The sequence below is a fragment of the Pseudomonas sp. UBA5568 genome (assembly GCF_002425525.1).
GTDB lineage: Bacteria > Pseudomonadota > Gammaproteobacteria > Pseudomonadales > Pseudomonadaceae > Aquipseudomonas > Aquipseudomonas fulva.
On record NZ_DIMK01000033.1, the window covers coordinates 30,137 to 54,609 of the forward strand.

Annotated in this window: 20 protein-coding genes; 4 read left to right on the forward strand and 16 right to left on the reverse strand. The window is 63.7% G+C overall.

Annotated elements, in window-relative coordinates; genetic code table 11:
- Positions 1-114: 114 nt before the first annotated feature.
- The 6 genes from cmk to mtnA form a co-directional block, all read right to left on the reverse strand.
- Complete coding sequence (cmk, locus tag B2S33_RS10930) at positions 115-801, reverse strand: (d)CMP kinase (RefSeq protein ID WP_023533778.1); 687 nt, start codon at positions 799-801, stop codon at positions 115-117.
- Complete coding sequence (locus tag B2S33_RS10935; RefSeq protein ID WP_288650278.1) at positions 798-3,005, reverse strand: bifunctional prephenate dehydrogenase/3-phosphoshikimate 1-carboxyvinyltransferase; 2,208 nt, start codon at positions 3,003-3,005, stop codon at positions 798-800. The genes cmk and B2S33_RS10935 overlap by 4 nt, the downstream gene beginning before the upstream one ends.
- Positions 3,006-3,115: 110 nt before the next feature.
- Positions 3,116-4,210 carry a prephenate dehydratase gene (pheA, locus tag B2S33_RS10940; protein WP_023533762.1) on the reverse strand — a complete coding sequence of 365 codons (1,095 nt, stop codon included), beginning with the start codon at positions 4,208-4,210 and terminating at the stop codon, positions 3,116-3,118.
- Positions 4,210-5,295 (reverse strand): 3-phosphoserine/phosphohydroxythreonine transaminase, encoded by a 1,086-nt coding sequence (gene serC, locus B2S33_RS10945; RefSeq protein ID WP_023533733.1) that lies wholly within the window; start codon positions 5,293-5,295, stop codon positions 4,210-4,212. Before serC ends, pheA begins: the two co-directional genes overlap by 1 nt.
- A gap of 136 nt (positions 5,296-5,431) precedes the next feature.
- A complete protein-coding gene (gene gyrA / locus B2S33_RS10950; protein WP_027915875.1) occupies positions 5,432-8,197 on the reverse strand; it encodes a DNA gyrase subunit A in 2,766 nt (921 codons plus the stop codon).
- Between the two features lie 387 nt (positions 8,198-8,584).
- Positions 8,585-9,661 carry an S-methyl-5-thioribose-1-phosphate isomerase gene (mtnA, locus tag B2S33_RS10955; protein WP_288650270.1) on the reverse strand — a complete coding sequence of 359 codons (1,077 nt, stop codon included), beginning with the start codon at positions 9,659-9,661 and terminating at the stop codon, positions 8,585-8,587.
- Between the two features lie 360 nt (positions 9,662-10,021).
- Between mtnA and ubiG the strand changes: the two genes are divergently transcribed.
- Genes ubiG through B2S33_RS10970 form a run of 3 tightly spaced genes read left to right on the forward strand, consistent with a single transcriptional unit; the run spans position 10,022 to position 12,161 of the window.
- Complete coding sequence (ubiG, locus tag B2S33_RS10960; protein WP_023533768.1) at positions 10,022-10,720, forward strand: bifunctional 2-polyprenyl-6-hydroxyphenol methylase/3-demethylubiquinol 3-O-methyltransferase UbiG; 699 nt, start codon at positions 10,022-10,024, stop codon at positions 10,718-10,720.
- A 2-nt stretch (positions 10,721-10,722) separates the two neighbouring features.
- A complete protein-coding gene (mupP, locus tag B2S33_RS10965; RefSeq protein WP_027915873.1) occupies positions 10,723-11,394 on the forward strand; it encodes an N-acetylmuramic acid 6-phosphate phosphatase MupP in 672 nt (223 codons plus the stop codon).
- 26 nt (positions 11,395-11,420) lie between these two features.
- Entirely contained in the window at positions 11,421-12,161 is a 741-nt protein-coding gene (locus tag B2S33_RS10970) for a YciK family oxidoreductase (RefSeq protein WP_023533782.1), read from the forward strand.
- A gap of 103 nt (positions 12,162-12,264) precedes the next feature.
- Here B2S33_RS10970 and B2S33_RS10975 read toward each other — a convergent pair whose 3' ends face one another.
- The 5 genes from B2S33_RS10975 to B2S33_RS10995 form a co-directional block, all read right to left on the reverse strand.
- On the reverse strand, positions 12,265-13,050 hold the full coding sequence (locus tag B2S33_RS10975) for a TenA family transcriptional regulator (protein ID WP_028688044.1): 786 nt from the start codon (positions 13,048-13,050) through the stop codon (positions 12,265-12,267).
- Between the two features lie 30 nt (positions 13,051-13,080).
- Positions 13,081-15,537 carry an EAL domain-containing protein gene (locus tag B2S33_RS10980; RefSeq protein ID WP_088523382.1) on the reverse strand — a complete coding sequence of 819 codons (2,457 nt, stop codon included), beginning with the start codon at positions 15,535-15,537 and terminating at the stop codon, positions 13,081-13,083.
- Positions 15,538-15,842: 305 nt separating this feature from the next.
- Positions 15,843-16,163, reverse strand: coding sequence for an AtuA-related protein (locus tag B2S33_RS10985; protein WP_027915869.1), 321 nt, complete (start codon positions 16,161-16,163; stop codon positions 15,843-15,845).
- Complete coding sequence (locus B2S33_RS10990; protein ID WP_027915868.1) at positions 16,160-17,524, reverse strand: acyclic terpene utilization AtuA family protein; 1,365 nt, start codon at positions 17,522-17,524, stop codon at positions 16,160-16,162. The genes B2S33_RS10985 and B2S33_RS10990 overlap by 4 nt, the downstream gene beginning before the upstream one ends.
- A complete protein-coding gene (locus B2S33_RS10995; protein ID WP_104926446.1) occupies positions 17,525-18,817 on the reverse strand; it encodes a CitMHS family transporter in 1,293 nt (430 codons plus the stop codon).
- 129 nt (positions 18,818-18,946) lie between these two features.
- On the opposite strand from B2S33_RS10995, the gene B2S33_RS11000 reads away from it, so the two are divergent.
- Positions 18,947-19,819 carry a LysR family transcriptional regulator gene (locus B2S33_RS11000; RefSeq protein WP_027915866.1) on the forward strand — a complete coding sequence of 291 codons (873 nt, stop codon included), beginning with the start codon at positions 18,947-18,949 and terminating at the stop codon, positions 19,817-19,819.
- 87 nt (positions 19,820-19,906) lie between these two features.
- On the opposite strand, the gene B2S33_RS11005 is transcribed toward B2S33_RS11000, so the two are convergent.
- From B2S33_RS11005 to B2S33_RS11025, 5 genes are all read right to left on the reverse strand, one after another.
- On the reverse strand, positions 19,907-21,739 hold the full coding sequence (locus B2S33_RS11005) for an ABC transporter ATP-binding protein (RefSeq protein ID WP_027915865.1): 1,833 nt from the start codon (positions 21,737-21,739) through the stop codon (positions 19,907-19,909).
- Positions 21,732-22,364: a DsbA family protein gene (locus tag B2S33_RS11010; RefSeq protein ID WP_027915864.1), complete on the reverse strand. Its 633-nt coding sequence runs from the start codon at positions 22,362-22,364 to the stop codon at positions 21,732-21,734. Before B2S33_RS11010 ends, B2S33_RS11005 begins: the two co-directional genes overlap by 8 nt.
- A gap of 3 nt (positions 22,365-22,367) precedes the next feature.
- Positions 22,368-23,300, reverse strand: a complete 933-nt coding sequence (locus B2S33_RS11015) for a rhodanese-related sulfurtransferase (protein WP_027915863.1) — start codon at positions 23,298-23,300, stop codon at positions 22,368-22,370.
- A gap of 217 nt (positions 23,301-23,517) precedes the next feature.
- A complete protein-coding gene (locus B2S33_RS11020; RefSeq protein ID WP_027915862.1) occupies positions 23,518-23,814 on the reverse strand; it encodes a BolA family protein in 297 nt (98 codons plus the stop codon).
- 8 nt (positions 23,815-23,822) lie between these two features.
- On the reverse strand, positions 23,823-24,347 hold the full coding sequence (locus B2S33_RS11025) for a DUF2059 domain-containing protein (RefSeq protein WP_027915861.1): 525 nt from the start codon (positions 24,345-24,347) through the stop codon (positions 23,823-23,825).
- Positions 24,348-24,473 lie beyond the last annotated feature (126 nt).

Consider the following 24,473-nt stretch of genomic DNA (forward strand, 5'->3'; position numbering starts at 1 on the left):
GTAGATTCGGGCGAAACAGACGCCCATCGCCACATTCCAGACAATGTGGGTTTCGTTTAGATAAAGGAAAGCGGGCAGGACGTTGACTGGTGCCCCTGCCTGCCTTCCTGGTTATCAGAGGAGATCGCGCAAGGCGAGCTCGCTCCTGATACGTTGCAACACCTGCTCGATGGACAACTCGGTTGAGTCCAACTGAATGGCATCGGCCGCTGGTTTGAGCGGGGCCACTGCACGTTGGGTGTCGCGCTCGTCACGCGCACGAATCTCATCCAGCAGACTCGACAGACTAACATCTTCACCCTTGCCCTTCAACTGAAGGTAACGGCGGCGGGCACGTTCCTCGGCACTGGCGGTCAGAAATACCTTCAGCGGCGCGTCCGGAAACACCACCGTGCCCATGTCACGGCCATCGGCAATCAGGCCTGGGGCCTCGCGAAAGGCGCGCTGGCGCACCAGCAGCGCATCGCGCACCGCAGGCAGCGAAGCAACCATGGAAGCACCGGCACCGACGGTCTCGGTGCGAATCACGTTGCTGACATCCTCACCCTCGAGAATGATCTGCTGCAGTTTACCGGGCTCGGCGGCAATGAATTGCACATCCAGATGGGCGGCAAGCTGAGTCAGCAACTCCTCGTTGGTCAGGTCCACGCCATGGTTGCTGGCATTGAAGGCCAGCAGACGGTACAGCGCGCCCGAATCCAGCAGCCGCCAGCCCAGCTCGCGCGCCATCAGACCGGCCACGGTCCCCTTGCCGGAACCACTGGGCCCGTCGATAGTAATGACTGGCGTCAAGGCGCTCACGACTTGCCCTCTTCGGCCACGCGGATGCCAACCTCAGCGCACAGCGACAGGAAGTTGGGGAACGAAGTGGCGACGTTGGCGCAGTCATGGATACGAATCGGCGCGCTGGCGCGCAGCGATGCGACGCTGAAGGCCATCGCGATGCGGTGGTCACCGTGCCCATGCACCTCACCGCCGCCCAGTTGCCCGCCGTCGATGATGATGCCATCGGGGGTGGGCTCACACTGGATGCCCAAAGTGAGCAGGCCATCGGCCATCACCTGGATGCGGTCGGACTCTTTCACGCGCAGTTCTTCGGCACCGCGCAGCACGGTACGCCCTTCGGCGCAGGCAGCGGCGACGAACAGCACGGGGAATTCGTCAATGGCCAGTGGCACGAGCGCCTCCGGGATCTCGATACCCTTGAGCTTGGCACCGCGCACACGCAGGTCCGCCACCGGCTCACCGCCCACCTCACGCTGGTTCTCCAGGGTGATGTCGCCGCCCATCAGGCGCAGGATGTCGATGACGCCGGTGCGGGTCGGGTTGATGCCGACATGTTCGAGCACCAGTTCCGACCCCTCGGCAATGGATGCCGCCACCAGGAAGAACGCTGCAGACGAGATATCGGCCGGCACCTCGATGCGGGTGGCGGTGAGTTTGCCGCCGGACTGCAACGAGGCGACCGGGCCATCGGACTGCACGTGGTATCCGAAACCGCGCAGCATGCGCTCAGTGTGGTCGCGCGTTGGCGCCGGCTCGGTGACGGTGGTGCGCCCCTCGGCGTACAGGCCGGCCAGCAGTAGGCAGGATTTGACCTGGGCGCTGGCCATCGGCAGCGTGTAGGTCAGGCCCTTGAGCGGCTTGCCGCCGCGAATGGTCAGCGGCGGACGGCCTTCGGGGCCGGTCTCGACCACGGCGCCCATTTCGCGCAGCGGGTTGGCCACCCGGTTCATCGGGCGCTTGGAAAGCGAGGCGTCGCCGGTCATGGTGACGTCGAACGACTGGCCGGCCAGCAGGCCCGACAGCAGGCGCATCGAGGTGCCGGAGTTACCCACGTACAGTGGACCCGGCGGCGGCTTCAGGCCGTGCAGACCGACACCATGGATGGTCACGCGGCCCTGATGGGGGCCTTCGATGACGACGCCCATGTCGCGAAATGCCTGCAAGGTCGCCAGGGCATCTTCACCTTCGAGGAAACCCTCGACCTCGGTGGTGCCTTCGGCCAGCGAGCCGAGCATGATCGAGCGATGGGAAATCGACTTGTCGCCCGGTACGCGGATTCGCCCGTTCAGGCGGCCACCGGGTTGGGCCAGGAAAATCAGATCGTTGGCGTTCATAGCGTCCACATAGGCCCGGCGGGCCAGGATTTTACTGAAATGCTCGCGGGCAAACCGAGCGCGGGTGAAAACACCCAGCAGCTGGTGCCCGTCCCCTTCAGCGATCGCGTCGCGCAAGGCGTCGAGATCACTGCGATATGTATCGAGTGTGCGCAGGACAGCGTCGCGGTTGGCGAGAAAGATGTCATGCCACATGGTCGGGTCGCTACCGGCGATTCTTGTGAAATCGCGAAAGCCTCCCGCAGCGTACCGGAAGATGTCCAGGTTTTCATTGCGCTTGGCCAGCGAATCGACCAGCCCGAAGGCCAGCAGGTGTGGCAAGTGGCTGGTCGCAGCCAGCACTTCGTCGTGGCGCTCGACGGGCATATGCTCAACGTCAGCCTCCAGCGTACGCCACAGGCGATCGACCAGGGCCAACGCAGCAGGGTCGGTTTCGGCCAGCGGCGTGAGGATGACCTTATGCCGACGAAACAGGCTGGCGTTGGACGCCTCCACCCCGCTCTGCTCGGAGCCGGCGATGGGGTGGCCAGGCACGAAGCGCGACAAGCGCTCGCCAAGGACCGAACGCGCTTCGCGCACGACGTTACCCTTGGCGCTGCCGACGTCAGTGATCACGGCCTCACCCAGATCGAGCCGGGCCAGGCGCGCCAGGACTTTCTTCATGGCCAGGATCGGCACGGCCAGCTGGATCACGTCGGCGCCAAGGCAGGCCGTGGCCAGGTCCTCTTCGCAGCGATCGACCACGCCCAGGGCAACGGCCTGCTTGCGCGAAGGCGCATCGAGGTCGACGCCGACCACTTCGCGGCACAGGCCACTTTCACGCAGGCCTTTGGCGAACGAGCCACCGATCAGACCGAGACCGACCACCACCAGGCGGTCGATGATCGGGGCGGGTTTGGTTTTTGCTGCTTTTACCACTGGTATGAACCCTGTACGAAAATCGAGGCAGTCCTTGAGGACTTACGGGGCCATGCATCGGCCCGGAAGGTTGCGCTTCAAAGCACCGCCTTCGGATAAGACCCCAGCACTTTCAGCGCCACCGCCTCCTGGCTGATCTGTTCGAGCACTGCCTTGATCAACGGATCGCGGTGATGACCGACGAAGTCGATGAAGAAGACATACGTCCACTTGCCACTGCGCGAAGGCCGGGTCTCGATGCGGGTCAGGTCGATGCCGTTCTGGTGGAACGGCACCAACAGCTCGTGCAGGGCACCGGGCTTGTTGCTCATCGAGACGATGATCGAGGTCTTGTCGTCCCCAGTGGGCGGCACTTCCTGGCTGCCAATCATCAGGAACCGCGTGGCGTTGTCCGGGCGGTCCTCGATTTTCTCGGCAAGGCGGGTCAGCCCGTACAGGTTGGCCGCCATGTCGCCGGCGATGGCCGCCGAGTTCCACTCACCCTTGACCCGCTTGGCAGCCTCGGCGTTGCTCGACACCGCTACCCGCTCGACATTGGGGTAGTGGGCATCGAGCCACTTACGGCACTGGGCCAATGACTGGGCATGGGAGTAGATGCGGCTGATACTGTCGGTCTTGGTGTTCTCGCCCACCAGCAGATGGTGGTGAATACGCAGCTCCACTTCGCCACAGATCACCATGTCGTGCTCGAGGAAGCTGTCCAGGGTGTGGCTCACTGCGCCTTCGGTGGAGTTTTCCACCGGCACCACGCCGAAGTTCACGGCCCCGGCCGCCACTTCGCGGAACACCTCGTCGATGGCCGCCATCGGGCGGCTGACTACCGCATGACCGAAATGCTTCATGGCGGCGGCCTGGGTAAAGGTGCCTTCAGGGCCCAGGTAGGCGATCTTGAGCGGCTCTTCCAATGCCAGGCACGAGGACATGATCTCGCGGAACAGCCGCGCCATCTCCTCGTTGTCCAGCGGGCCCTTGTTGCGCTCCATCACGCGCTTGAGCACGGCAGCCTCGCGCTCGGGACGATAGAACACCGGCGCCTCGCCCTCGGCCAACGACGCCGTCTTGACCTTGGCCACTTCCTGGGCGCAGCGGGCACGCTCGCTGATCAGCTCGAGAATCTTTTCGTCGAGGCTGTCGATGCGCACACGCAGCGCCTGCAGTTCATGCTCGGACATCAACCGTGCTCCTTCTCGAATTCAGCCATGTAGGCCACCAGGGCTTCGACCGCATCCAGACCCAAGGCATTGTAGATGGATGCACGCATGCCTCCGACTGACCGGTGTCCCTTGAGGTTGAGCAGGCCACGGGCGTCGGCACCGGCCAGGAAGGCCTTGTCCAGACGCTCGTCGGCCAGGCGGAACGGCACGTTCATCCACGACCGGGCATTGACGCTGATCGGGTTGCTGTAGAACGCGCTGGCATCGATGAACCCGTACAGCAGGTCTTTCTTGGCACGGTTGCGCTGCTCCATGGCGTCCACGCCGCCCTGCTCCTTCAACCACTCGAAGACCAGGCCCGAGAGGTACCAGGCATAAGTCGCAGGCGTGTTGTACATCGAGCCATTGTCTGCCGAAACCTTGTAGTCGAGCATGGTCGGGCAGCTGCTGCGGGCATGGCCCAGCAGGTCTTCACGCACGATGACCACCACCAGCCCGCTGGGGCCGATGTTCTTCTGGGCACCTGCGTAGATCAGGCCGAACTGCGACACGTCGATGGGGCGCGAGAGAATGTCGGAGGACATGTCGACCACCAGCGGCACATCGCCGGTCTGTGGCACCCAGTCGAACTGCAGGCCACCGATGGTCTCGTTGGAGGCATAGTGCACGTAGGCTGCGTTGGCGGTCAGGTTCCATTCGTTCTGGCCAGGGATGGCCAGGTAGTCGTAGGGCTTGGCGCTGGCAGCCACGTTGACGTTGCCGAAGCGGCGCGCTTCCTCGATGGCTTTCTTCGACCAGATACCGGTCTCGATGTAGTCGGCGGTGCCGTCTTCAGGCAACAGGTTGAGCGGGATTTCGGCAAATTGCTGGCTGGCGCCGCCCTGCAGGAACAGCACCTTGTAATTGGAGGGGATGGACAGCAGGTCACGCAGGTCCTGCTCGGCCTTCTCGGCGATGGCCACGTAGTCGTCGCTGCGATGGCTCATCTCCATGACCGACAGGCCCTTGCCGTGCCAGTCCAGCATCTCGGCCTGGGCGCGCTGCAGCACGGCATCAGGAAGCGCGGCAGGGCCTGCGCAGAAGTTAAAGGCTCGTTTGCTCACATCCACTCTCGCTCTGCCAAATAGAACAACATCGTAATTCGGTGGCCCAGGCCTGCCTGGGGCCCTTGCAGGCCAAATGCCTGGCTTGATCAGTCAAACGGGGCGACCTTGGTCGCCCCGTTCGGGTTCAGCGCACTTACTCTTGCGGGGCTTCTTCGGCGCCCGCTGCATCTTGCTCGTCAGGGGCCTGGGCCTCCACGCCCTCCTCGTCAAGCTCGATGAGCGCATCGAGCTCTTCCTCGGACGGCTCCTGGATGCGCTCAAGGCCCACCAGCGTCTCGTCGGAGGCCAGCTTGATCAGCGTCACGCCCTGGGTGTTACGGCTCAGGCTGGACACCTCGCCGACCCGGGTACGCACCAGTGTGCCCTGATCGGAAATCAGCATGATTTCCTCACCTTCCTGCACCTGGATGGCGCCGATCAGCAACCCATTGCGCCCCTTGGTACCCATGGCGATCACGCCCTGGCCGCCACGGCCGCGACGAGGGAACTTGGACAGCGGGGTACGCTTGCCATAGCCACGCTCGGACGCGGTGAGGATCTGCGCACCGGACTCCGGGATCAGCATCGAGATGATCTGCTGCCCCTTGCCCAGCTTCATGCCGCGCACGCCGCGGGCGGTACGGCCCATTTCGCGCACCACGCTTTCGGCAAAGCGGATGACTTTGCCAGCGTCGGAGAACATCATCACTTCCTTGGCGCCATCGGTGATGGCCGCAGCGATCAGGGTGTCACCTTCCTTGAGCTTCAGGGCGATCAGGCCGTTGGAGCGAGGACGAGCAAACTGGACCAACGGCGTCTTCTTGACAGTGCCGGAAGCGGTGGCCATGAAGATGTAGGCGCCAGTAGGCTCTGCCGCCCACTCGGGGGTGTCGCCTTCTTCCTCGTCCACTTCCTCGACTTCGACCAGCTCGCCTTCGAGCACGGCGTCATCGGCGTCTTCGAGTTCTTCTTCAAGGTCGGCGTTCTGCTGCAAGGCCTCAAGATCGACCTGCAGCATGGCGGTGATGCGCTCACCCTCTTCCAGCGGCAGCAGGTTGACCAGCGGGCGACCACGGGCAGCGCGAGATGCCTCGGGGATTTCGTAGGTCTTTTTCCAGTACACCTTGCCCTTGCTGGAGAACAGCAGCAGGGTGGCGTGACTGTTGGCGACCAACAGGTGCTCGATGTAGTCCTCGTCCTTCACGCCGGTGGCCGACTTGCCCTTGCCGCCACGGCGCTGGGCCTGGTAGGCGGACAATGGTTGGGTCTTGGCATACCCACCATGGGAAATGGTCACTACGCGCTCTTCTTCGGGGATCATGTCGCCGTAGTTGAGGTCGTGGCTGGCATTGAGGATCTCGGTGCGGCGGGCATCGCCGTACTCGGCGCGAATCGCCTCGAGCTCTTCGCGGATCACTTCCATCAGGCGCTCGGCGCTGTTGAGAATGCGGATCAGCTCACCGATCTGCTCCAGGATTTCCTGGTACTCGGCCAGCAGCTTCTCGTGCTCCAGGCCAGTCAGGCGGTGCAGGCGCAGATCAAGGATCGCCTGGGCCTGTTCCGGCGACAGGTAGTACTTGCCGTCGCGCAGGCCGTACTGTTCAGGCAGGTCGGCCGGGCGGCACGAATCGGCACCGGCACGTTCGACCATGACCTGCACGGCACTCGATTCCCAGGCGGTGGACACCAGGGCTTCCTTGGCCTCCGACGGGGTGGGCGAGGCCTTGATCATCGCGATGACCGGGTCGATGTTGGACAGCGCAACCGCCTGGCCTTCAAGGATGTGGCCGCGCTCACGCGCCTTGCGCAGTTCGAACACGGTGCGCCGGGTGACCACTTCGCGGCGGTGGCGCACGAAGGCTTCGAGCAGGTCCTTGAGGTTGAGCAGGCGCGGACGGCCATCGACCAGGGCCACGACGTTGATGCCGAACACGCTTTGCAGCTGGGTCTGCGAGTACAGGTTGTTGAGCACCACCTCCGGCACCTCGCCGCGACGCAGCTCGATGACGATGCGCATGCCGTCCTTGTCGGACTCGTCGCGCAGCTCGGTGATGCCCTCGATCTTCTTCTCTTTGACCAGCTCGGCGATCTTCTCGATCAGGCGCGCCTTGTTCAACTGGTACGGCAGCTCGGTCACCACGATCTGCTGACGACCGCCCACCTTGTCGATGTCTTCGATCTGGGAGCGGGCCCGCATGTAGATGCGGCCACGGCCGGTGCGATAGGCCTCGATGATGCCCTGGCGGCCGTTGATCAGGCCTGCGGTAGGGAAATCGGGACCGGGGATGTGCTGCATCAGCTCATCGATGGTGACGTCCGGGTTGTCGATCAGCGCCAGGCAGCCATCGATGACTTCGCCCAGGTTGTGCGGCGGAATGTTGGTGGCCATGCCCACGGCGATGCCGCTGGAACCATTGACCAGCAGGTTGGGAATACGCGTCGGCATGACCGCCGGGATCTGCTCGGTGCCGTCGTAGTTGGGCACCCAGTCGACGGTTTCCTTGTGCAGGTCGGCCAGCAGCTCATGAGCCAGCTTGGCCATGCGCACTTCGGTGTATCGCATGGCCGCGGCGTTGTCGCCGTCCACCGAACCGAAGTTGCCCTGGCCGTCGACCAGCAGGTAGCGCAGCGAGAAAGGCTGGGCCATACGCACGATGGTGTCGTAGACCGCAGTGTCGCCGTGCGGGTGGTACTTACCGATCACGTCACCGACCACACGGGCGGATTTCTTGTACGGCTTGTTCCAGTCGTTGCCCAGTTCGCTCATCGCAAAGAGAACGCGGCGATGCACGGGCTTCAAGCCGTCACGCGCATCGGGCAGCGCTCGCCCGACAATCACGCTCATCGCGTAGTCGAGGTAAGACTGTCTCAGTTCGTCTTCGATATTGACCGGGAGGATTTCTTTGGCCAGTTCGCCCATGAGAAGCCTGATTCCTTTTTCTGGTGAAACTTCGCAGCGCCATCAAGGGCCGAACGAAGCTCGCCGCCGCAGTGCACTCGCCTGCGACGACTTACGACAAATCAATGAGTTGTGCCATGGATCTGCGCAATGAAGACCGCCGCACAGCGGGGTCTTGGAAACTGCCGGATATTACCACAACGGCAGGGGTAGTGGGAGATGCGGCAAGTGGCCAGCCGGGCCGCGAATTCATGCCCTGGCCGAGCGGTGCACGCCGGGGTGAACGGTAGCCGCGAGCCCCACAGGCCCGCGCTCGACAGCGCGCCGGGCAGGTGCGCCTGGGCGCGCGTGAACACCTGCTAGGTCGGCGGCAGGCTATGGCGCACGAAGGGTCTGCTGCGCCGCCCTTCAGTGAAGGCGCTTGCGGCACATCATCTGCGCCAGCTTGGCGGTATCCGGGCGTTCGATGATGCCGCGCTCGGTCACGATCACATCAATCAGGTCCGCCGGGGTCACGTCGAAGACCGGATTGAATACCTCCACCTCCGGTGCCACCCGCGTGCCGGCATAGTCGAGCAGTTCATCCGGCTCGCGCTCTTCAAGCGGGATGTCGTCCCCCGTCTCCAGGTTCAGGTCGATACTGCTGCTCGGGGCTACCACCATGAAGCGCACACCATGGTGCATGGCGCTGACCGCCAGTTGATAAGTGCCGATCTTGCTGGCCACATCCCCATTGGCAGCGATGCAATCAGCGCCGACCACGACCCAGGTGATGCCCTTGGACTTCATCAAGTGCGCCAGGGCCGAATCGGCGCACAGGGTGACCGGCAGGCCTTCGTTGGCCAGCTCCCAGGCCGTGAGCCGCGATCCCTGGAGCCACGGGCGAGTTTCCCCGGCGTACACCCGCTCCACCATGCCTTCCAGAAAGCCTGCGCGAATCACCCCCAGCGCGGTTCCGAAACCGCCGCTGGCCAAGGCGCCGGCATTGCCGTAGGTCAGCAGCGTCTGGGCATTGCCCTGGTGTCGGCGGATCAGTTCGGTGCCGTGCTGAGCCATGGTCAGGTTGGCCTCGCGATCGCTTTCGTGAATGGCCAGCGCCTCGGCTTCCAGTGCGCCCAGCACGTTCTCGTCGGGACGCAGGCGTTGCAGGCGCTCGCGCATCCGGTTCAAGGCCCAGAACAGGTTGGCTGCGGTAGGGCGCGCCTCGGCCAGGAGCATGAAATCCTCTTCGAGGTCCATCTCCCAGTCGCCACCTTCGGCCAGACGCTCCTCGGCGGCCAGTACCAGCCCATACGCGGCCACGATACCGATGGCCGATGCGCCGCGCACGGCCATGTCGCGAATGGCGGTGGCCACCTGGGCGACAGTGTCGCAGGCCAACCAGTGCTCCTGGGACGGCAGCAGGCGCTGGTCGAGCAGATGCAGAACGCCGCCCTGCCAGCGGATTCCGGTCACCTTCTCGGCCGCCAAAAGTTGCTCGCGCATCACCTCTCCCCGTCGTTCGCGTATCAAAAGCCGGCGATTATAGCGACCCGGCGCCCCGAGCGCTCGGGTATACTTCGGCCTTTTCCAGCGCAAGCTGCGCGCCGCAGACATCCGGCAGCACAAGCAAGGTTGGGCACAGCGTCGCTGGCCGAGGCGCCATCGCCGCCCGCCCTCTGGCATGGGCCTTTACGGCCACGCACAGAAAGCCGCCGCACTGCCCGACAGGCAAAAGGCCCACGGGGTGTGCACGAGCCCGGCCTGAACGCCGTGCGAACGCTTGGGCCAACGCCACCGTCTGTATGTCATGTACCTTGCAGCTTGCCACGTGAAGCTGATTCCCACGTTTCTGAGGACTGTTCAATGAGCAACGTCGACCGCGCTGAAATCGCCAAATTCGAAGCGCTGGCCCACCGCTGGTGGGACCGCGAGAGCGAGTTCAAGCCGCTGCACGATATCAACCCGCTGCGCGTCAACTGGATCGACGAGCGCGCCCATCTGGCTGGCAAGAAAGTGCTGGACGTGGGTTGCGGCGGCGGCATCCTCAGCGAAGCCATGGCCCTGCGCGGCGCCTCGGTGACCGGCATCGACATGGGCGAGGCGCCCCTGGCCGTCGCCCGCCTGCATCAACTGGAGTCGGGCGTGGAGGTCGAATACCGTCAGGTCACGGCCGAGGCCCTGGCCGAAGAAATGCCCGGTGCCTTCGACGTGGTCACCTGCCTTGAGATGCTCGAGCACGTACCTGACCCGTCATCGGTAATCCGCGCTTGCTACCGCATGGTCAAGCCAGGCGGCCAGGTGTTCTTCTCCACCATCAACCGCAACCCCAAGGCCTACCTGCTGGCCATCGTCGGCGCCGAGTACATCCTCAAGATGCTGCCGCGCGGGACCCATGACTTCAAGAAGTTCATCCGCCCTTCCGAGCTGGGTGCCTGGAGCCGCGTCGCCGGCCTTGAGGTCAAGGATATCATCGGCCTGACCTACAACCCGCTGACCAAGCACTACAAGCTCAGCAGCGACGTGGATGTCAACTACATGATCCAGACCCTACGCGAGGAATGAGCATGCGCCTGCGAGCGGTACTCTTCGACATGGACGGCACCTTGCTGGACACGGCGCCCGATTTCATCGCTATCTGCCAGGCCATGCTCGCCGATCGAGGCCTGCCGGCCGTCGACGACGAGCTGATCCGGGGTGTGATCTCCGGTGGTGCTCGCGCCATGGTGGCCGCCACCTTCGCCATGGACCCGCAGGCCGAGGGTTTCGAAGCCCTGCGCCTGGAGTTCTTGGAGCGCTACCAGCGCGACTGCGCCGTGCATACCCGCCTGTTCGATGGCATGAGCGAGCTGCTGGAGGACATCGAGCGAGGCAAGCTGCTGTGGGGCGTGGTCACCAACAAGCCGGTGCGCTTCGCCGAGCCGATCATGCAGCGCCTGGGCCTGGCCGAGCGTTCGGCCTTGCTGATCTGCCCGGATCATGTAAAGAACAGCAAACCCGACCCGGAGCCGCTCATCCTGGCCTGCAAGACCCTGGCGCTGGACCCTGCCAGTGTGCTGTTCGTCGGTGACGACCTGCGCGATATCGAATCCGGCCGAGATGCTGGCACCCGCACCGCCGCGGTACGCTTCGGCTACATCCATCCCGAGGACAACCCCAACAACTGGGGTGCTGACGTGGTGGTGGACAGCCCGCAGGACCTGCGTAAAGTCATCGACAGCGCCCTGTGTGGTTGCTGATCACCGCTAACGCCAAAGGATCTGACATGTTCGAATACACTGCCCGCCCCGACCTGCTCAAAGGCCGGGTCATCCTGGTCACCGGTGCCGGGCGCGGCATCGGTGCTGCCGCGGCCAAAGCCTACGCCGCCCTGGGCGCCACGGTGCTGTTGCTCGGCAAGACCGAAGCGAACCTCAATGCGCTCTATGACGAGATCGAAGCGGCCGGGCATCCCCAGCCTGTGGTGATCCCGTTCAACCTGGAAACCGCCCTGGCCCATCAGTACGACGAGCTGGCGGTCATGATCGAGGAACAGTTCGGGCGCCTGGACGGGTTGCTCAACAACGCCTCGATCATCGGTCCACGCACGCCCATGGAACAGTTGTCGGGCGACAACTTCATGCGCGTCATGCACATCAACGTCAATGCCACCTTCATGCTCACCAGCACCCTGCTGCCGCTGCTCAAGCAGTCCGAAGACGCTTCGGTGGTGTTCACCAGCAGCAGTGTCGGGCGCAAGGGCCGCGCCTATTGGGGCGCCTACGGCATCTCCAAGTTCGCCACCGAAGGCATGATGCAGACCCTGGCCGACGAACTCGAAGGGGTGGCGCCGGTGCGCTCCAACAGCATCAACCCGGGCGCGACGCGTACGGCCATGCGCGCGCAGGCCTACCCGAGCGAGAACCCCCAGGACAACCCGCTGCCCGAGCAAATCATGCCGGTCTACCTCTACCTGATGGGGCCTGACAGCAAGGATGTGAACGGGCAGGCATTCAACGCCCAGTGAACGGCTCGTCTACCTGAGACCGCCTTGCGCGTTCTCGGCCGTTTCGCAGCCCATCGCCGGCGTATCGGCGATGGGCTGAGCCTGCGTCACGACAGGCGCGCAATCACCCCGCCGCCAACGCCGGGCTCGCCCGCTCGTGCTGGGTGGCTTCAAGTTGCATGCACCGCTCCAGGAACAGGTACATGCAGTCATAGCTCTTGCAGATCGCCCGGCGCAATTCGGTGCGCAAGGCCGTGCTCGGGTTCTCGCCTACCAGCGTACAGATGATCTCCAGCGCCTCCCACGGGTGGGTGTCGTCATACTGCGCGTGCATCTTGAGCCACTTCATGGCCCGCTTGCGCTGCTCTTCCGGGAAGCCCATCGCGTAGGTGTCGGTGGAACACACCACCGCCGACCACTCCCCGGTGGCTCCTTCGATGGCATAGTTGGTGGCGGCCATGGCAATGGCCAGGTTTTCCGTGGCACACACACGCCAGCACCAATCGTTGAGGCCATTGAGCTCAGGCGGCACATCCTGAGCCTGCAGGTCGTGCAGGTGAATGCCGTGGGCGTGGGCCCAGTTCACCCAGTAATCGGCATGGTTAAGCTCCACGCGGATATTGCGCATCAACCAGCGCCGCGCCATGTCCTCGCCTGGGTGCCGGCCATAACGGGTCTTGGTGAGGTTATGGGCCATGTACAACGAGAACTGCTCGACCACCGGCCAGCCGCCGATCAGGTACTGGCGAATGGTCGCTTGCTTCAATTTGCCGTCACGCAGACGTCGATACACCTCATGGTCAACCACTCGCTGCTTGCTCTCATGGCAATCGGCAAGCAGTTGCTGGGCCCATTTGGGGTAACTGGCCGGGTCCATCAATGGCCCGATACGAACGAATGCATCAATCACTGTCTACTCCTTGTTCCTTGTGATTTCCAGCTAACGAAAGGTGCCAGGCGCCCGCTGCAACAGAGGCCGGGCGGCAATCCGTTGGCGATGCAGACTGTCACATGTGAATACCTGGGGCCGCTCGATCAGATAGCCCTGGGCGTAATCGACACCAATTTCCTGTAGCGCTTGTTCGATCATGGGTGTTTCCACGAATTCTGCAATGGTGCGCTTGCCCATGACATGGCCAATATGGTTGATGACCTCCACCATGGCCCGATTGACCGGATCGTCCAGCATGTCCTTGACGAAGCTGCCGTCGATCTTGAGGAAGTCGACGGGCAGATGCTTGAGGTAGGCGAACGATGACATGCCTGCACAGAAATCATCCAGTGAAAAACGACAACCCAGGCCTTTTAGCTCGTTGATGAAGCGAATGGCGCTGCCCAGGTTGGCAATGGCGCTGGTTTCGGTGATTTCGAAGCAGATCATGCGCGGAGGAATGGCATATTCGGCGAACAGGCGCTGCAGGTATTCGAGGAACTTGTCATCGCCGATGCTGGCACCGGACAGGTTGATGGCGCAGGTCGACAGCGGCCCCTGGTGGCCTGCATCCAGGCATTGGCGGATGATGATGAAGACGTTGCGCACTACCCAGCGATCGAGCGCGGTAATCAGCCCGTAGCGTTCGGCAGCCGGGATGAAGCTGTTGGGGAGTATGGTGCGCCCGCTTTCATCGTGTAGGCGCAACAGGATTTCGATGTGGCCGGGCCCCTCGAAAGCCTTCAACGGCGCGATCTCCTGGGCGTACAGGCAAAATCGGTTCTCTTCCAGGGCCACGTGCAAGCGCTGAATCCAGGCCATCTCGCCAAACCGAATGGACAGCTCGCTGTCATCGGCGTGGTACACCTGAACCCGGTTGCGCCCCTTTTCCTTGGCCATGTAGCAGGCCATGTCAGCAGCCCGCAGTGATGCCTCGAGGGTGCCGGGGGCCTGAGCGATATGCACCAGCCCGATGCTGACCGTGGTCACGAACGGCCGGCCTTTCCACACGAAATGCAGGCTCTGGACGGTCTGGCGTAACTGCTCGGCAATCCGCTCGGCCTGCTCGGACGGGCAATTCTCCAGCAACACGCCAAACTCATCGCCCCCCAGCCGCGCCAGCGTGTCACCTTCTCGCAGGCCCGATTGCAGCACGGCGCAAATGTGCCGAAGCAGCTCGTCCCCGGCGGCATGCCCGCACGTATCATTGACCAGCTTGAACTGATCCAGGTCCAGGAACATCAGTGAATGCCGCCCAGGCTGGCGCGCCAGCGCATTGAGCGCCTGCTCCAGCCGGTATTCGAACTCGCGACGGTTGGCCAGGCCTGTCAGCGCATCGTGCGTGGCCTGCCAGGAGAGGTTGGCGATGTACTGGCGCTCCTGGGTCATGTCGTGCAGCACCAGCACGATGCCATTGACCTGTCCGTCATTGACAATGGACGAGCCCACCAGGTTGATCGACACCGTGCTGCCGTCCAGGCGCTGAATCAGCCGGGCATGTTCGGCGCCCCCTTTCAAACTGCCACTGAGCACCTGCTCCACCAGGCTGCGGCCCTCGTCCACGTCGTGCTCATCCACCAGGGTGAACAGGGCCGACAACGGCAGGCCCAGGGCCTGGGCGGCCTTCCAGTGGGTCAGCTGCTCGGCCGCCGGGTTCATGTAGCCGATCAAGCCCTCCACATCCGTGGTGATTACCGCATCACCGATAGCCTGCAAAGTGATCTGCGCCCGCTCCTTTTCTTCCTGCAGCGCGTTGGCAAACGCCTGGCGCTGGGCCAGCAGTTTGCTGGAGCGCCGCCAGGCGATGGTGATCAGGATCATCGCAGTCAGCAGGTTGGTGATCAGCAGCACCCGCAGCAGGACGCGCGACCCCTCGCCCAGGGCATCGCTGAACGCCTTGGCAGCCGGCGTCACCCCCTCGTTGATGGTGGCAATGCGGCTTTTCCAGGCACGAATCACCTGCTCATCGACCGGCCCGCTGGCGAAGCGCTGGTGCATCTCGCCTGCCAGCACGTTCAGCTTGGCCAGGTAGTCGTCGCCGATGTCCCAATAATTGATGGCTGTCTGCAGGTAGCTGACAGTACGAAAGTGGCGGTAGAACCAGATGATGCGTTCCACGTCGTCGGGGTGGTTGCCACCTTGCAGGACGGCCTGGCGCACCGCCTCCAGGTCCAGATTCGACTGATCCATGAGCTTGCGCGCGCGGTGATCGCCCTGGGGCACCACGATGGCCTGCTGGTAGCGGCCATAGGTGGCTTCGTCGCGCGTGGTGGCGTACAGATTGAGGTAGTAGATGGCGTCTTTTTGCGCCTTTGACCACAAGCTTTCGCCCGCCACGTAGGCACGCACGGCAGAAAGCGTGTAGAGGCTGAGACTGCCAAGGGCGACCTGGAAAACCACCACGGCGATGAATGGCCAGGTGAGCCCGAGGAGCTTGGGCGCTTCTTGAGTGCGATGTCCCTTCATGGAGTCCCTGTCACAGAGCAGATAAGGCGCGAATCAACCCAGACAAAGCACAGCGTAGGCCATCTGCCATTAACGCGATGAAAATTTAGGGGCCCGATTTCAGTCAATGATAGCCGCCGCGCCTGCTGCCTGCAGGGCGCAGAGTCTGGCTCGCCGGTTTGAGCGTGGCGCGGTGCTGGACCCATTGTCGCAGACACCGCACGGACCCCGTCAATCACGTCATGCCAGCCTGGTTTTTGGCCCACTCAAGTGCGCACCGCAGGGGCCGGGCTTGACCCGTGCGCACGGCGCGGGCCGACCGCTTGTCAGAGTTCGAGATCCAGCAGCGCCGCCCCCAGCGTCTTGCCATGGGCATCCAAGGCCAGCGATCGGGTCACACCGCCACGCAGGATGCCGGGCAGCACGAAGTTCAACGCCCCGAGCTGCGCCAGCTCGTACCGGCGAACGGGGGGGCCTGCCGGGTCCAGCAACTCGGCAAAGTGGGCCGTGACGCGCTCTACCGTCAGCCACTGGGCCAGGCGCGGGTAGTCAGCCGAATCAAAGGCGATTACCGAGATGTTCGACGTGTCGCCCTTGTCGCCAGTACGACTGTGGGCTATATCGCGCAATTTCGTGTGGGTACTCATGCCACCTCCTCCAGATGCACCTGCAAGGCGACCGCGTCCCTGGGCAGCAACAGCGAAGCCACCGCCACCACCTGACGCACCGACTTGCTCGCTCCACCGCCGCCATAGGGGCCGTTGGTGTAGAGGGTTTCCACCTCGTTGCCGATGCGCACCGCATCATTTTTGGTGGCGCAGCGCGCCGCCACACGCAGCCGCACCTCCCAGGGCTCGCCCTGGGCGCGCTGGGCCAGGTCGTCACCGTGCAAGGCGCTGACGCCTATCAGCTCGCTGCGTATATCGTCGCAGGCCACACCGGTCAGTTGCAGGCGCTTGCGTACGATCGCTTCGGCCAGGCGCCCGCGGGCCACCGCACCAGGGCCGCCATAGGACATCTGCCCTTCGCCGATCCAACCGTCGAGAAAACCCACCGACACCTTCAACGCCTCCGGGCGCGCGCGCCCACTGGCGCCTCGCACCTGGACCTCATCTTGATCCAGGGCCTGAAACGTCACCTGACTGAAATCAGCCGTCACATCGGGCGTAAGGTAAGCGGCCGGATCATGCACTTCGTACAACAGTTGCTCGGTGCAGGTAGCGGTATCGATGCGCCCGCCGGAACCGGCCACCTTGCTGATCACCGCATGGCCCATGGCATCGATTTCGGCCAGCGGGAAGCCGAGGCGGTCGAGTTCGGGCACTTCCTTCACCCCGGGGTCGGCGAAGTAGCCGCCGCTGATTTGCCCTGCGCATTCGAGCAGGTGCCCGACCAGGGTGCCGCGCCCCAGTAGCGTCCAGTCGTCGACGCGCCAGCCGAACTCGAACAGCTGCGGTGCGAGAAACAGCGACGGATCGGCCACACGGCCGGTGACCACGATATCTGCATCGGCCTGCAATGCCTGCACGATACCCTCTGCGCCCACATAAGCGTTGGCTGAAATCAATCGATCGCCCAGTTCAGAGAGGGTGGCACCGTTGTCGAGGGTCTGCTCGGGCCATTGCTGCAAGGTGGCGAGCACATCGTCGCCGGTCAGCGCCGCCACTTTGATACCAGGCAAGCCCAGCTCAGCCGCGATGCGGCGGATTTCAGAGGCCGCGCCCAGTGGGTTGGCCGCACCCATGTTGGTGATGATGCGCAGGCGCCGCCGCGTGCCGTCGGCCCCTATACCTACGTAGGGCAGCACGCGGCGCATGCGCTCGCCCAGCAAGGGGTCGAAACCACCGTGCGGGTCCAGCAACCGCGCTTGCTGCGCCAGGGCGATGGTGCGCTCGGCCAGGCATTCGAACACCAGGTAGTCCAGTTCACCCTGTTGCGCCAACTCGATGGCCGGCTCGATGCGGTCGCCCGAATAACCGGCGCCAGCGCCGATGCGTATGGTCTTCATCTAGAAAACTCCAATGACCAGGGCGGTCAAGGTCATCAGAACCGAGGCCGCGAACAGGAAAGGGATGGTGAAGCGCTGGTGATCGGCCAGTTCGATCTTGCACAGGCCAACCAGCAGGAAGGTCGCGGGAGTCAGTGGACTGACCGGAAAACCCGTGGTGTGCACGCCCAGAAGCGAAGCCTGGGCTACTTGCATCGGGTCCACGCCCAGGGCTCTGCCAACCTCGGCGACCACCGGCATGATGCCGAAGTAGAACGAATCCGGGTCGAACAGCAGGCTCAGGGGCATGGAAAGAAAACCGACTACCGCAGGAATCAGTTGGCCATGCCCTGCAGGAATCTGCCCCACCGCCACCTCGGCCATCGCTTTGAGCATGCCGGTGCCTTGCATGATGCCGGTGAAGACGCCCGCAGCCAGAAGAATGCTGGCCATGGTCAGCGCGGTCTTGGCATGGGCGTCGATGCGCGCCCGCTGCGCGTCCACGTTGGGGTAGTTCAGGCACAAGGCGAGCACGGTACCGACCATGAACATCACCACCGGGTCCACCACCCCTGCGATCATTACGCCCATCACCACCAGGGTCAGCAGCAAATTGGGCCAGAACAGGCGCGGCTTGCGCAGCTCGCGTTCGGCGTCAGTCAGCACACGCTGGTGAGGGGTGACGTCGAGCGCGTCCCGGCCCAGACCCAGGCGCCGTTCTTCGCGTCGCCCAAGCCAGTAGGCACAGGCGAAGACGAAGATCAGCCCGACGATCTGCACCGGAATCAGCGGCTGAAACAGGTCAGCCACCGGCACGTGCAGCGCTGCCGATGACCGCAGCACCGGGCCGGTCCAGGGCAGGAAGTTGACCCCGGCCGCCATGGCCGTGACGCAGGCCAGGATGCGCTTGTCCATGCCCAGGCGGGTGTACAGCGGCAGCATCGCGGGGATGGTCACCAGGAAGGTCACTGCGCCCGAACCGTCCAGGTGCACCAGCAGGGCCAGCAGGGCCGTGCCCATGACGATGCGCGTCGGGCGTGTGCCGACGCGCTTGAGGATGCGGTCGATGATCGGGTCGAGCATGCCGGCGTCGGTCATGATGCCGAAGAACAGGATGGCAAAGACGAACATGCCCACGACCGGGGCGACGTTCTTGATGCCGGTGATGATGAAGCCGCTGGTTTGCAGGCCGAAGCCACCGAGCAACGCCGCGATGATGGGCAGGGCGATCAGGGCGACCAGGGGGGAGATGCGTTTGCTCATGATGCTCACGAGCATGCACAGGACAGTAGCGACACCGAGGGTGGCGAGCATGGGGTTTCCTCTTCGGGCTCAGGTCCGCGGTTGCGAGAGAAGGCCCTGTTGTTGTTTTGCAAGAGTAATAACAACGGCGTTAGGCTCTGTGAATTGAAATATTCGGCAGGCCACGTTCGGAAAAACAAAATGAAGAATGCGATCCAGCTCATCCGCGCGTTCCTGGCGGTGGCGCGAACCGGTAACTTTTCCAAGGCCGCCCTGACCCTGAACCTGTCGCCCTCGGCGCTCACCGTGCAGATTCGCCAACTCGAAGACTGGCTTGGGGTGACCTTGCTCGAACGCAGCCCGCGTCACGTAGGCCTCACCGCTGCCGGTCAGCATGCGTTGCTACCGATGGAAAAGTTGCTGCTCGATCTGGACAACATCGTCGAGGCGGCCCGTGACCATGCCACCTCCCGCCGTGGTGTACTGACCATCGCGGCCCTGCCCTCGCTGTGCTCGGGGTTGCTGCCAGGCGTGGTGCAGCGCTTTCGCGAACGCTTCCCCGGCATCGAGGTCCGGCTGCGTGACGTGGTAGCCCAGCGCATCGATACGCTAGTGCTGGAGCAGGAAGTGGATTTCGGCCTGGGTGTGCAGGCCCGGCCTACCCAAGGGCTGGCGTTCAAGGCCGTGCTCGAAGATCGCCTGTGCCTGTACGTACCGCACGACCACCCCTTGGCCAGGCATACGGCGGTGACGCTGGCCGAAGCGGCGGCATACCCCATGCTGCTGACCGGACGGGACAGCAGCGTGCGCAACCTGGTCGAGCGGCTGTTCGCCGACGCGCGCTTGCCCCTAGCGGCAGGGCTTGAAGCCAACTACATGTCGACGGTGCTGGCACTGGTGCGTCAGGGCCAGGGCGTGGCGTTGTTGCCCGAGTCAGCCGACGAGGGCCGTCACGAAGTGAGCAAGGTGGCGGTGGATCATCCGGGAGTGGTACGCGAGATCGGCGTGATCACGCGGGCTGAACAGGTGATGGCGCCGGCCGGTGTCGAATTCCTGCGATTGCTCAGGCCCTAGCCTGGGTGTGAAACGCTCGAATACGCGGTGAGACTGTGTTGCAAGCAGCCCCGTCTGACCGTCGCCCCAAGGCACTTCACACAGCGCTCAGAGCTGCTGCAGGTGCCCGTACAGTTTGGCGTACAACCCGCCCTCGGCAATCAACTGCTGATGGTCGCCGTCCTCGGCCACATGACCGCCGTCGAACACCAGCACCCGGTCCGCCTGTTTCACCGCCGACAAGCGGTGGGCAATGATCAGCGTGGTGCGGCCCTTGAGAAAACGCGCCAGCGCCTGATGCAGGTTGTATTCGGTGGCAGCGTCCAGCGCCGAGGTGGCTTCGTCCAGAATGACCACCTTGGGTTCGGCCAGTACCATGCGTGCAATGGCCAACCGTTGACGCTGACCGCCGGACAAGCGAACACCCGAACGTCCCACCACGCTGTCCAGGCCGTGAGGCAGCGCGGCGATGGTGCCGTCGAGCTGAGCGATCCGCAGTGCCTGCCAGCAGGCATCATCGGTGCAGTCCCGGCCCATGGTCAGGTTGGCCCGCACACTGTCGTTGAACAGCGACGGGTGCTGCAAGACCACGGCCACCTGCTCACGCAGGGTTTCCAGGCCGATTTCCTGCAGGGTGGCACCGCCGAAGCGAATGGTGCCTGCATCCGCGCTGTACAGCCCGAGCAGCAGTTGCACGAGCGTGCTCTTGCCACCCCCGCTGGCGCCGACAATGGCAACCTTCTCACCGGGTGCGATGGCCAGGTTCAGGTTATCCAGCACCGGCTCGTCGGCGTAGGCAAAGGACAGGTCCCGTACCTCGATGCCCACCGTGGCGTGCCCGGCGAAAGGGTCACTGGCTGCCGGGTACTGGGGCTCGTCGGCGCGTGCCAGCAGCTCATTGAGGCGGTTGAGCGCACCGCCAGCGGCATAGTAGGCATATTGCAGGTTCAGCAACTGCTCGACCGGGCCGATCATGAACCAGAGGTAGCTGAAGACGGCAAGCATCTGGCCGATCGACAAGTCCGAGAACAACACCGTCAACATGGCCGCTGCGCGGAAGATGTCGATGCCGAACTGGAACAACAGTCCGCTGGCGCGGCCGCTGGCGTCGCTCTTCCACTGCGATTCCACGGCGTAGTCGCGCACCTCGCGCGCCTTGACGCCCAATCGACCGAGGAAATAGCCCTGGCGATTACTGGCGCGGACCTCCTGGATGGCATCGAGCGTTTCGGCTAACGCCTGGGTGAAGCGGGCCGTGCTGTCGTTCTCGAGCTTTTTCAGGTGCTTGACCCGCTTGCCCAACTGCACCGTGAAGTAGATGACCAGCGGGTTGAACAGCAGGATCAGCAGCGCCAGTTGCCAGTGCATCCACAGCAGGATGGCGGCCGTGCCGGTGAGGGTGAGCATGGCGACCAGAAAGCGGCTGAGGGTCTCGCCCACGAACTTGTCGAGGGTGTCCAGGTCCGTGACCAGGTGCGTGGTGACCGTGCCGCTGCCCAGGTTCTCGTACTCTTTCAGGGAAATACGCTTGAGCCGTTCGATCAGGCGAATGCGTAGCCGGTAGACGATGTCCTTGGCCAATCCGGCGAACAGCCTGGCCTGGATGACGTTGAACGCCAGTGCCGCCAGGCGCAGGCACAAGGTCAGGCACAACATCAGGCCGATATAGCCTGCTGCGACCTGCCAGCCAGACGGCAGCAGCTGGTTCATCCACTTGAGCGCGGCATCGCCGTGCCCGAGCAGCACTTCATCCACCAGCAGCGGCAGCAATAATGGGATCGGGACACTGCAGCAGGCTGCCAGCACGGCAATCAGGTTCGCCGTCCACAGCTGCTTTTTGTGGTGCAGGGCAAGCCGGCGGATTTCCGACCAGCTCAACCGGTCGGCCGAGCCCGCCGGCTTGGACGGCGCCGGGTCGGGCGACCCGGGCACATCAAGCATTGGCAGCCTGCTGCAGCCAGCGGCCAAGCAACGGTTGCAGACGCTCAAGCGGCTGATAACCGTTGGTCAGCAAGGCCAGTTGGCCGTTGCGCTCAGCGAGCAAGGTCGGGAAGCCCGCGATGCCCAAGCCTTGCGCCCAGGCGAAATCCGCGGCGGTGGCAGCGCGGGTTTCGGCGCGGGTGAACGCCTCGGCGAACGGCCCGCGCTCAAAACCCGCCTGCTCGGCCAGCTCCACCAGGTGCGGGGCGGTGGTCACGTCATGAGCCCCTTCATAGAACGCAGACTGTATGGCTGCCAGCAGAGGCCAGAGGCGCTCGCCATCCAACTCGCGGGCAGCAACCAGTGCTCGGCAGGCCGGTTCGGTGTCGTAGACAAAGCCGTCGGGCATGGCGCCCTCGAAATTGAAAGGCTGCCCCGTTGTCTGGGCCACGGCCTGCCAATGCTCGAGAATGTACTTGCGGGTGGCGCCGTCCAGCGCGGCACTGCCGCTGCGCAGCCCGCCGACCACCAGATGGGTAGGCACGCCCGCCTGACTGGCCTGATCGATCAGCGCACTGGCCACCGGTGCGAAGCCCCAGCACCAGGAACACATCGGGTCCATCACGTAGATCAGGCGCGCAGACATCAATCAGGCCTCGGCTTTGTAGTTGTGGCCAATCGGGTGTGGCAGGTTGCGGGCCTTGGCCAGCTCGATCTGCTTCTGCCGGTCGATGGCGCTGCGGCGGGTCTTTTCGCTCAGCGAATCCCAGCAGTGCGGGCAGCTTACACCTGGCGAGTAGTGCTCCGAGGCACGCTCCTGGGCATTGATCGGGTGACGGCAGGCGTGGCACTGGTCATATTCACCCTCGCTCAGGTCATGGCGAACAGTGACGCGGTTATCGAACACGAAGCAGTCGCCCTCCCACAGGCTTTGTTCCTGTGGCACTTCCTCGAAGTACTTCAGGATGCCACCTTTCAGATGATAGACCTCCTCGAAGCCTTCACCGAGCATATAGCTGGACGCTTTTTCGCAACGGATGCCGCCAGTGCAGAACATGGCGACCTTCTTGTGGCGGGCCGGGTCGAAGTTGGCCTTGATGTAGTCGGGAAATTCGCGGAACGTTTCGGTCTTGGGGTCGATGGCACCCTTGAACGTGCCGATGGCCACTTCGTAGTCGTTGCGCGTGTCGACCAGCAGCACCTCGGGGTCGCTGATCAGCGCGTTCCAGTCCTTGGGCTCGACGTAGGTGCCCACCGCCTGATTGGGGTCGACCCCAGGCACGCCCAGGGTGACGATCTCTTTCTTGAGCTTGACCTTGGTACGGTAGAAGGGCTGCTCGTCGCAGTACGACTCCTTGTGGTCGATGTCCACCAGGCGCGGGTCGCTGCGCAGCCAGGCCAGCAGGCCGTCGATGCCTTCGCGGGTGGCCGACACGGTGCCGTTGATGCCCTCATGGGCCAACAGCAAGGTGCCTTTGACATGGTTGTCGAGCATGGCCTTGAGCAGCGGCTCGCGTAGCTCGACGTAGTCTTGCAAGGTGACGAACTTGTACAGCGCCGCGACGACGATGGGGTGTGACATGAATCAGGTTCTCCAGGTGGCTGCCCTCGTAAGGGGCGGACCGGGTTACACAATGAACAAAGGGCCGCCGCACGCCCATCGCAGGCACGCCTGCCGCTTCAGGTGCCCGGTGCGTCAACGCAGTGGGGTTACCTGAAGCAGCTGGCGTACCAGCGATGGGCTGTGCAGCAGCCCCTTTTTGGGATGAAGCGGATTCTACCAGAACAACAGCAAGCTTTCAGTGCCCGCCGCCGGCGCAGACAGGCGATGCCGGCGCACTGCCGACCTGTGCCCATTCATCGCCGGTATAGGTGTGAATCGCCAGCGCATGAATCTGGCCCATCAGCTCGCCCATGGTCGCATACACCTTCTGGTGCCGCTTGACGCTGTTCAAGCCTTCGAACACCTCGCTCACGATCACGGCCTTGTAGTGGGTCTGCTGACCACGGCTGTGCATGTGGCTTTCATCGAGCACCTGCAGGTGCTGAGGCGCCAGGCTCGCCAGTTGCTGTTCGATACGCTGTTGCATGTTCATGGCCGTGCTCACTTCTTGGCTGGCGCGGCTGCCTTGCCGTAGTTGGGGTCCAGCTCCTTGGTCATGTCTTCAAGCAGCTTGTTGACCACCGGCACCGCCGGTTCGAGGGTCTGCTGGGTCAGCTGAGCCGATTGCTGGGTGACCTTGGGCATCTCGCGCAGCACCTTGCGGCCAAGGGGCGACTCGTAGAACTTGACCAGGTCCTTGAGCTCTTGCTCGGTAAAGGTCTGGGTGTAGAGGTCGACCATCTTGGGCTTGAGCTTCTTCCAGCCGATGGCGTTGTCCAGCGCGGCGTTGGCCTTGGCCTGGTAGCTTTCCAGCACAGGCTGCTTGGAGGCAGGCGCCTTGGTCTGGGCAAAGCGCTGGGCGAACATCTGCTGCACTTGCATGTACACCGGCGTGCCCAGTTTGTCGGCATTGGCCAAGGTCAGGAATTTCTCGGCAGCGGCGTTGTGGCTGGGGGTGGCGGCCAGGACCTGGCCACTGGCGCAAGCCAGGGCGACAGCAGCACAGAGGACACGAAGACGGGTCATTGCATTTCCTTCAGGAGGGGGAGGCGGTACCTCAGAGCGAGCATTCTGCGCCCGCCAGGGCGAGCTGCTCAAGTGGCACGACAGGCGATTGAACCGCCAGGTCGCATGAGGGCCTAAACTGCTGAT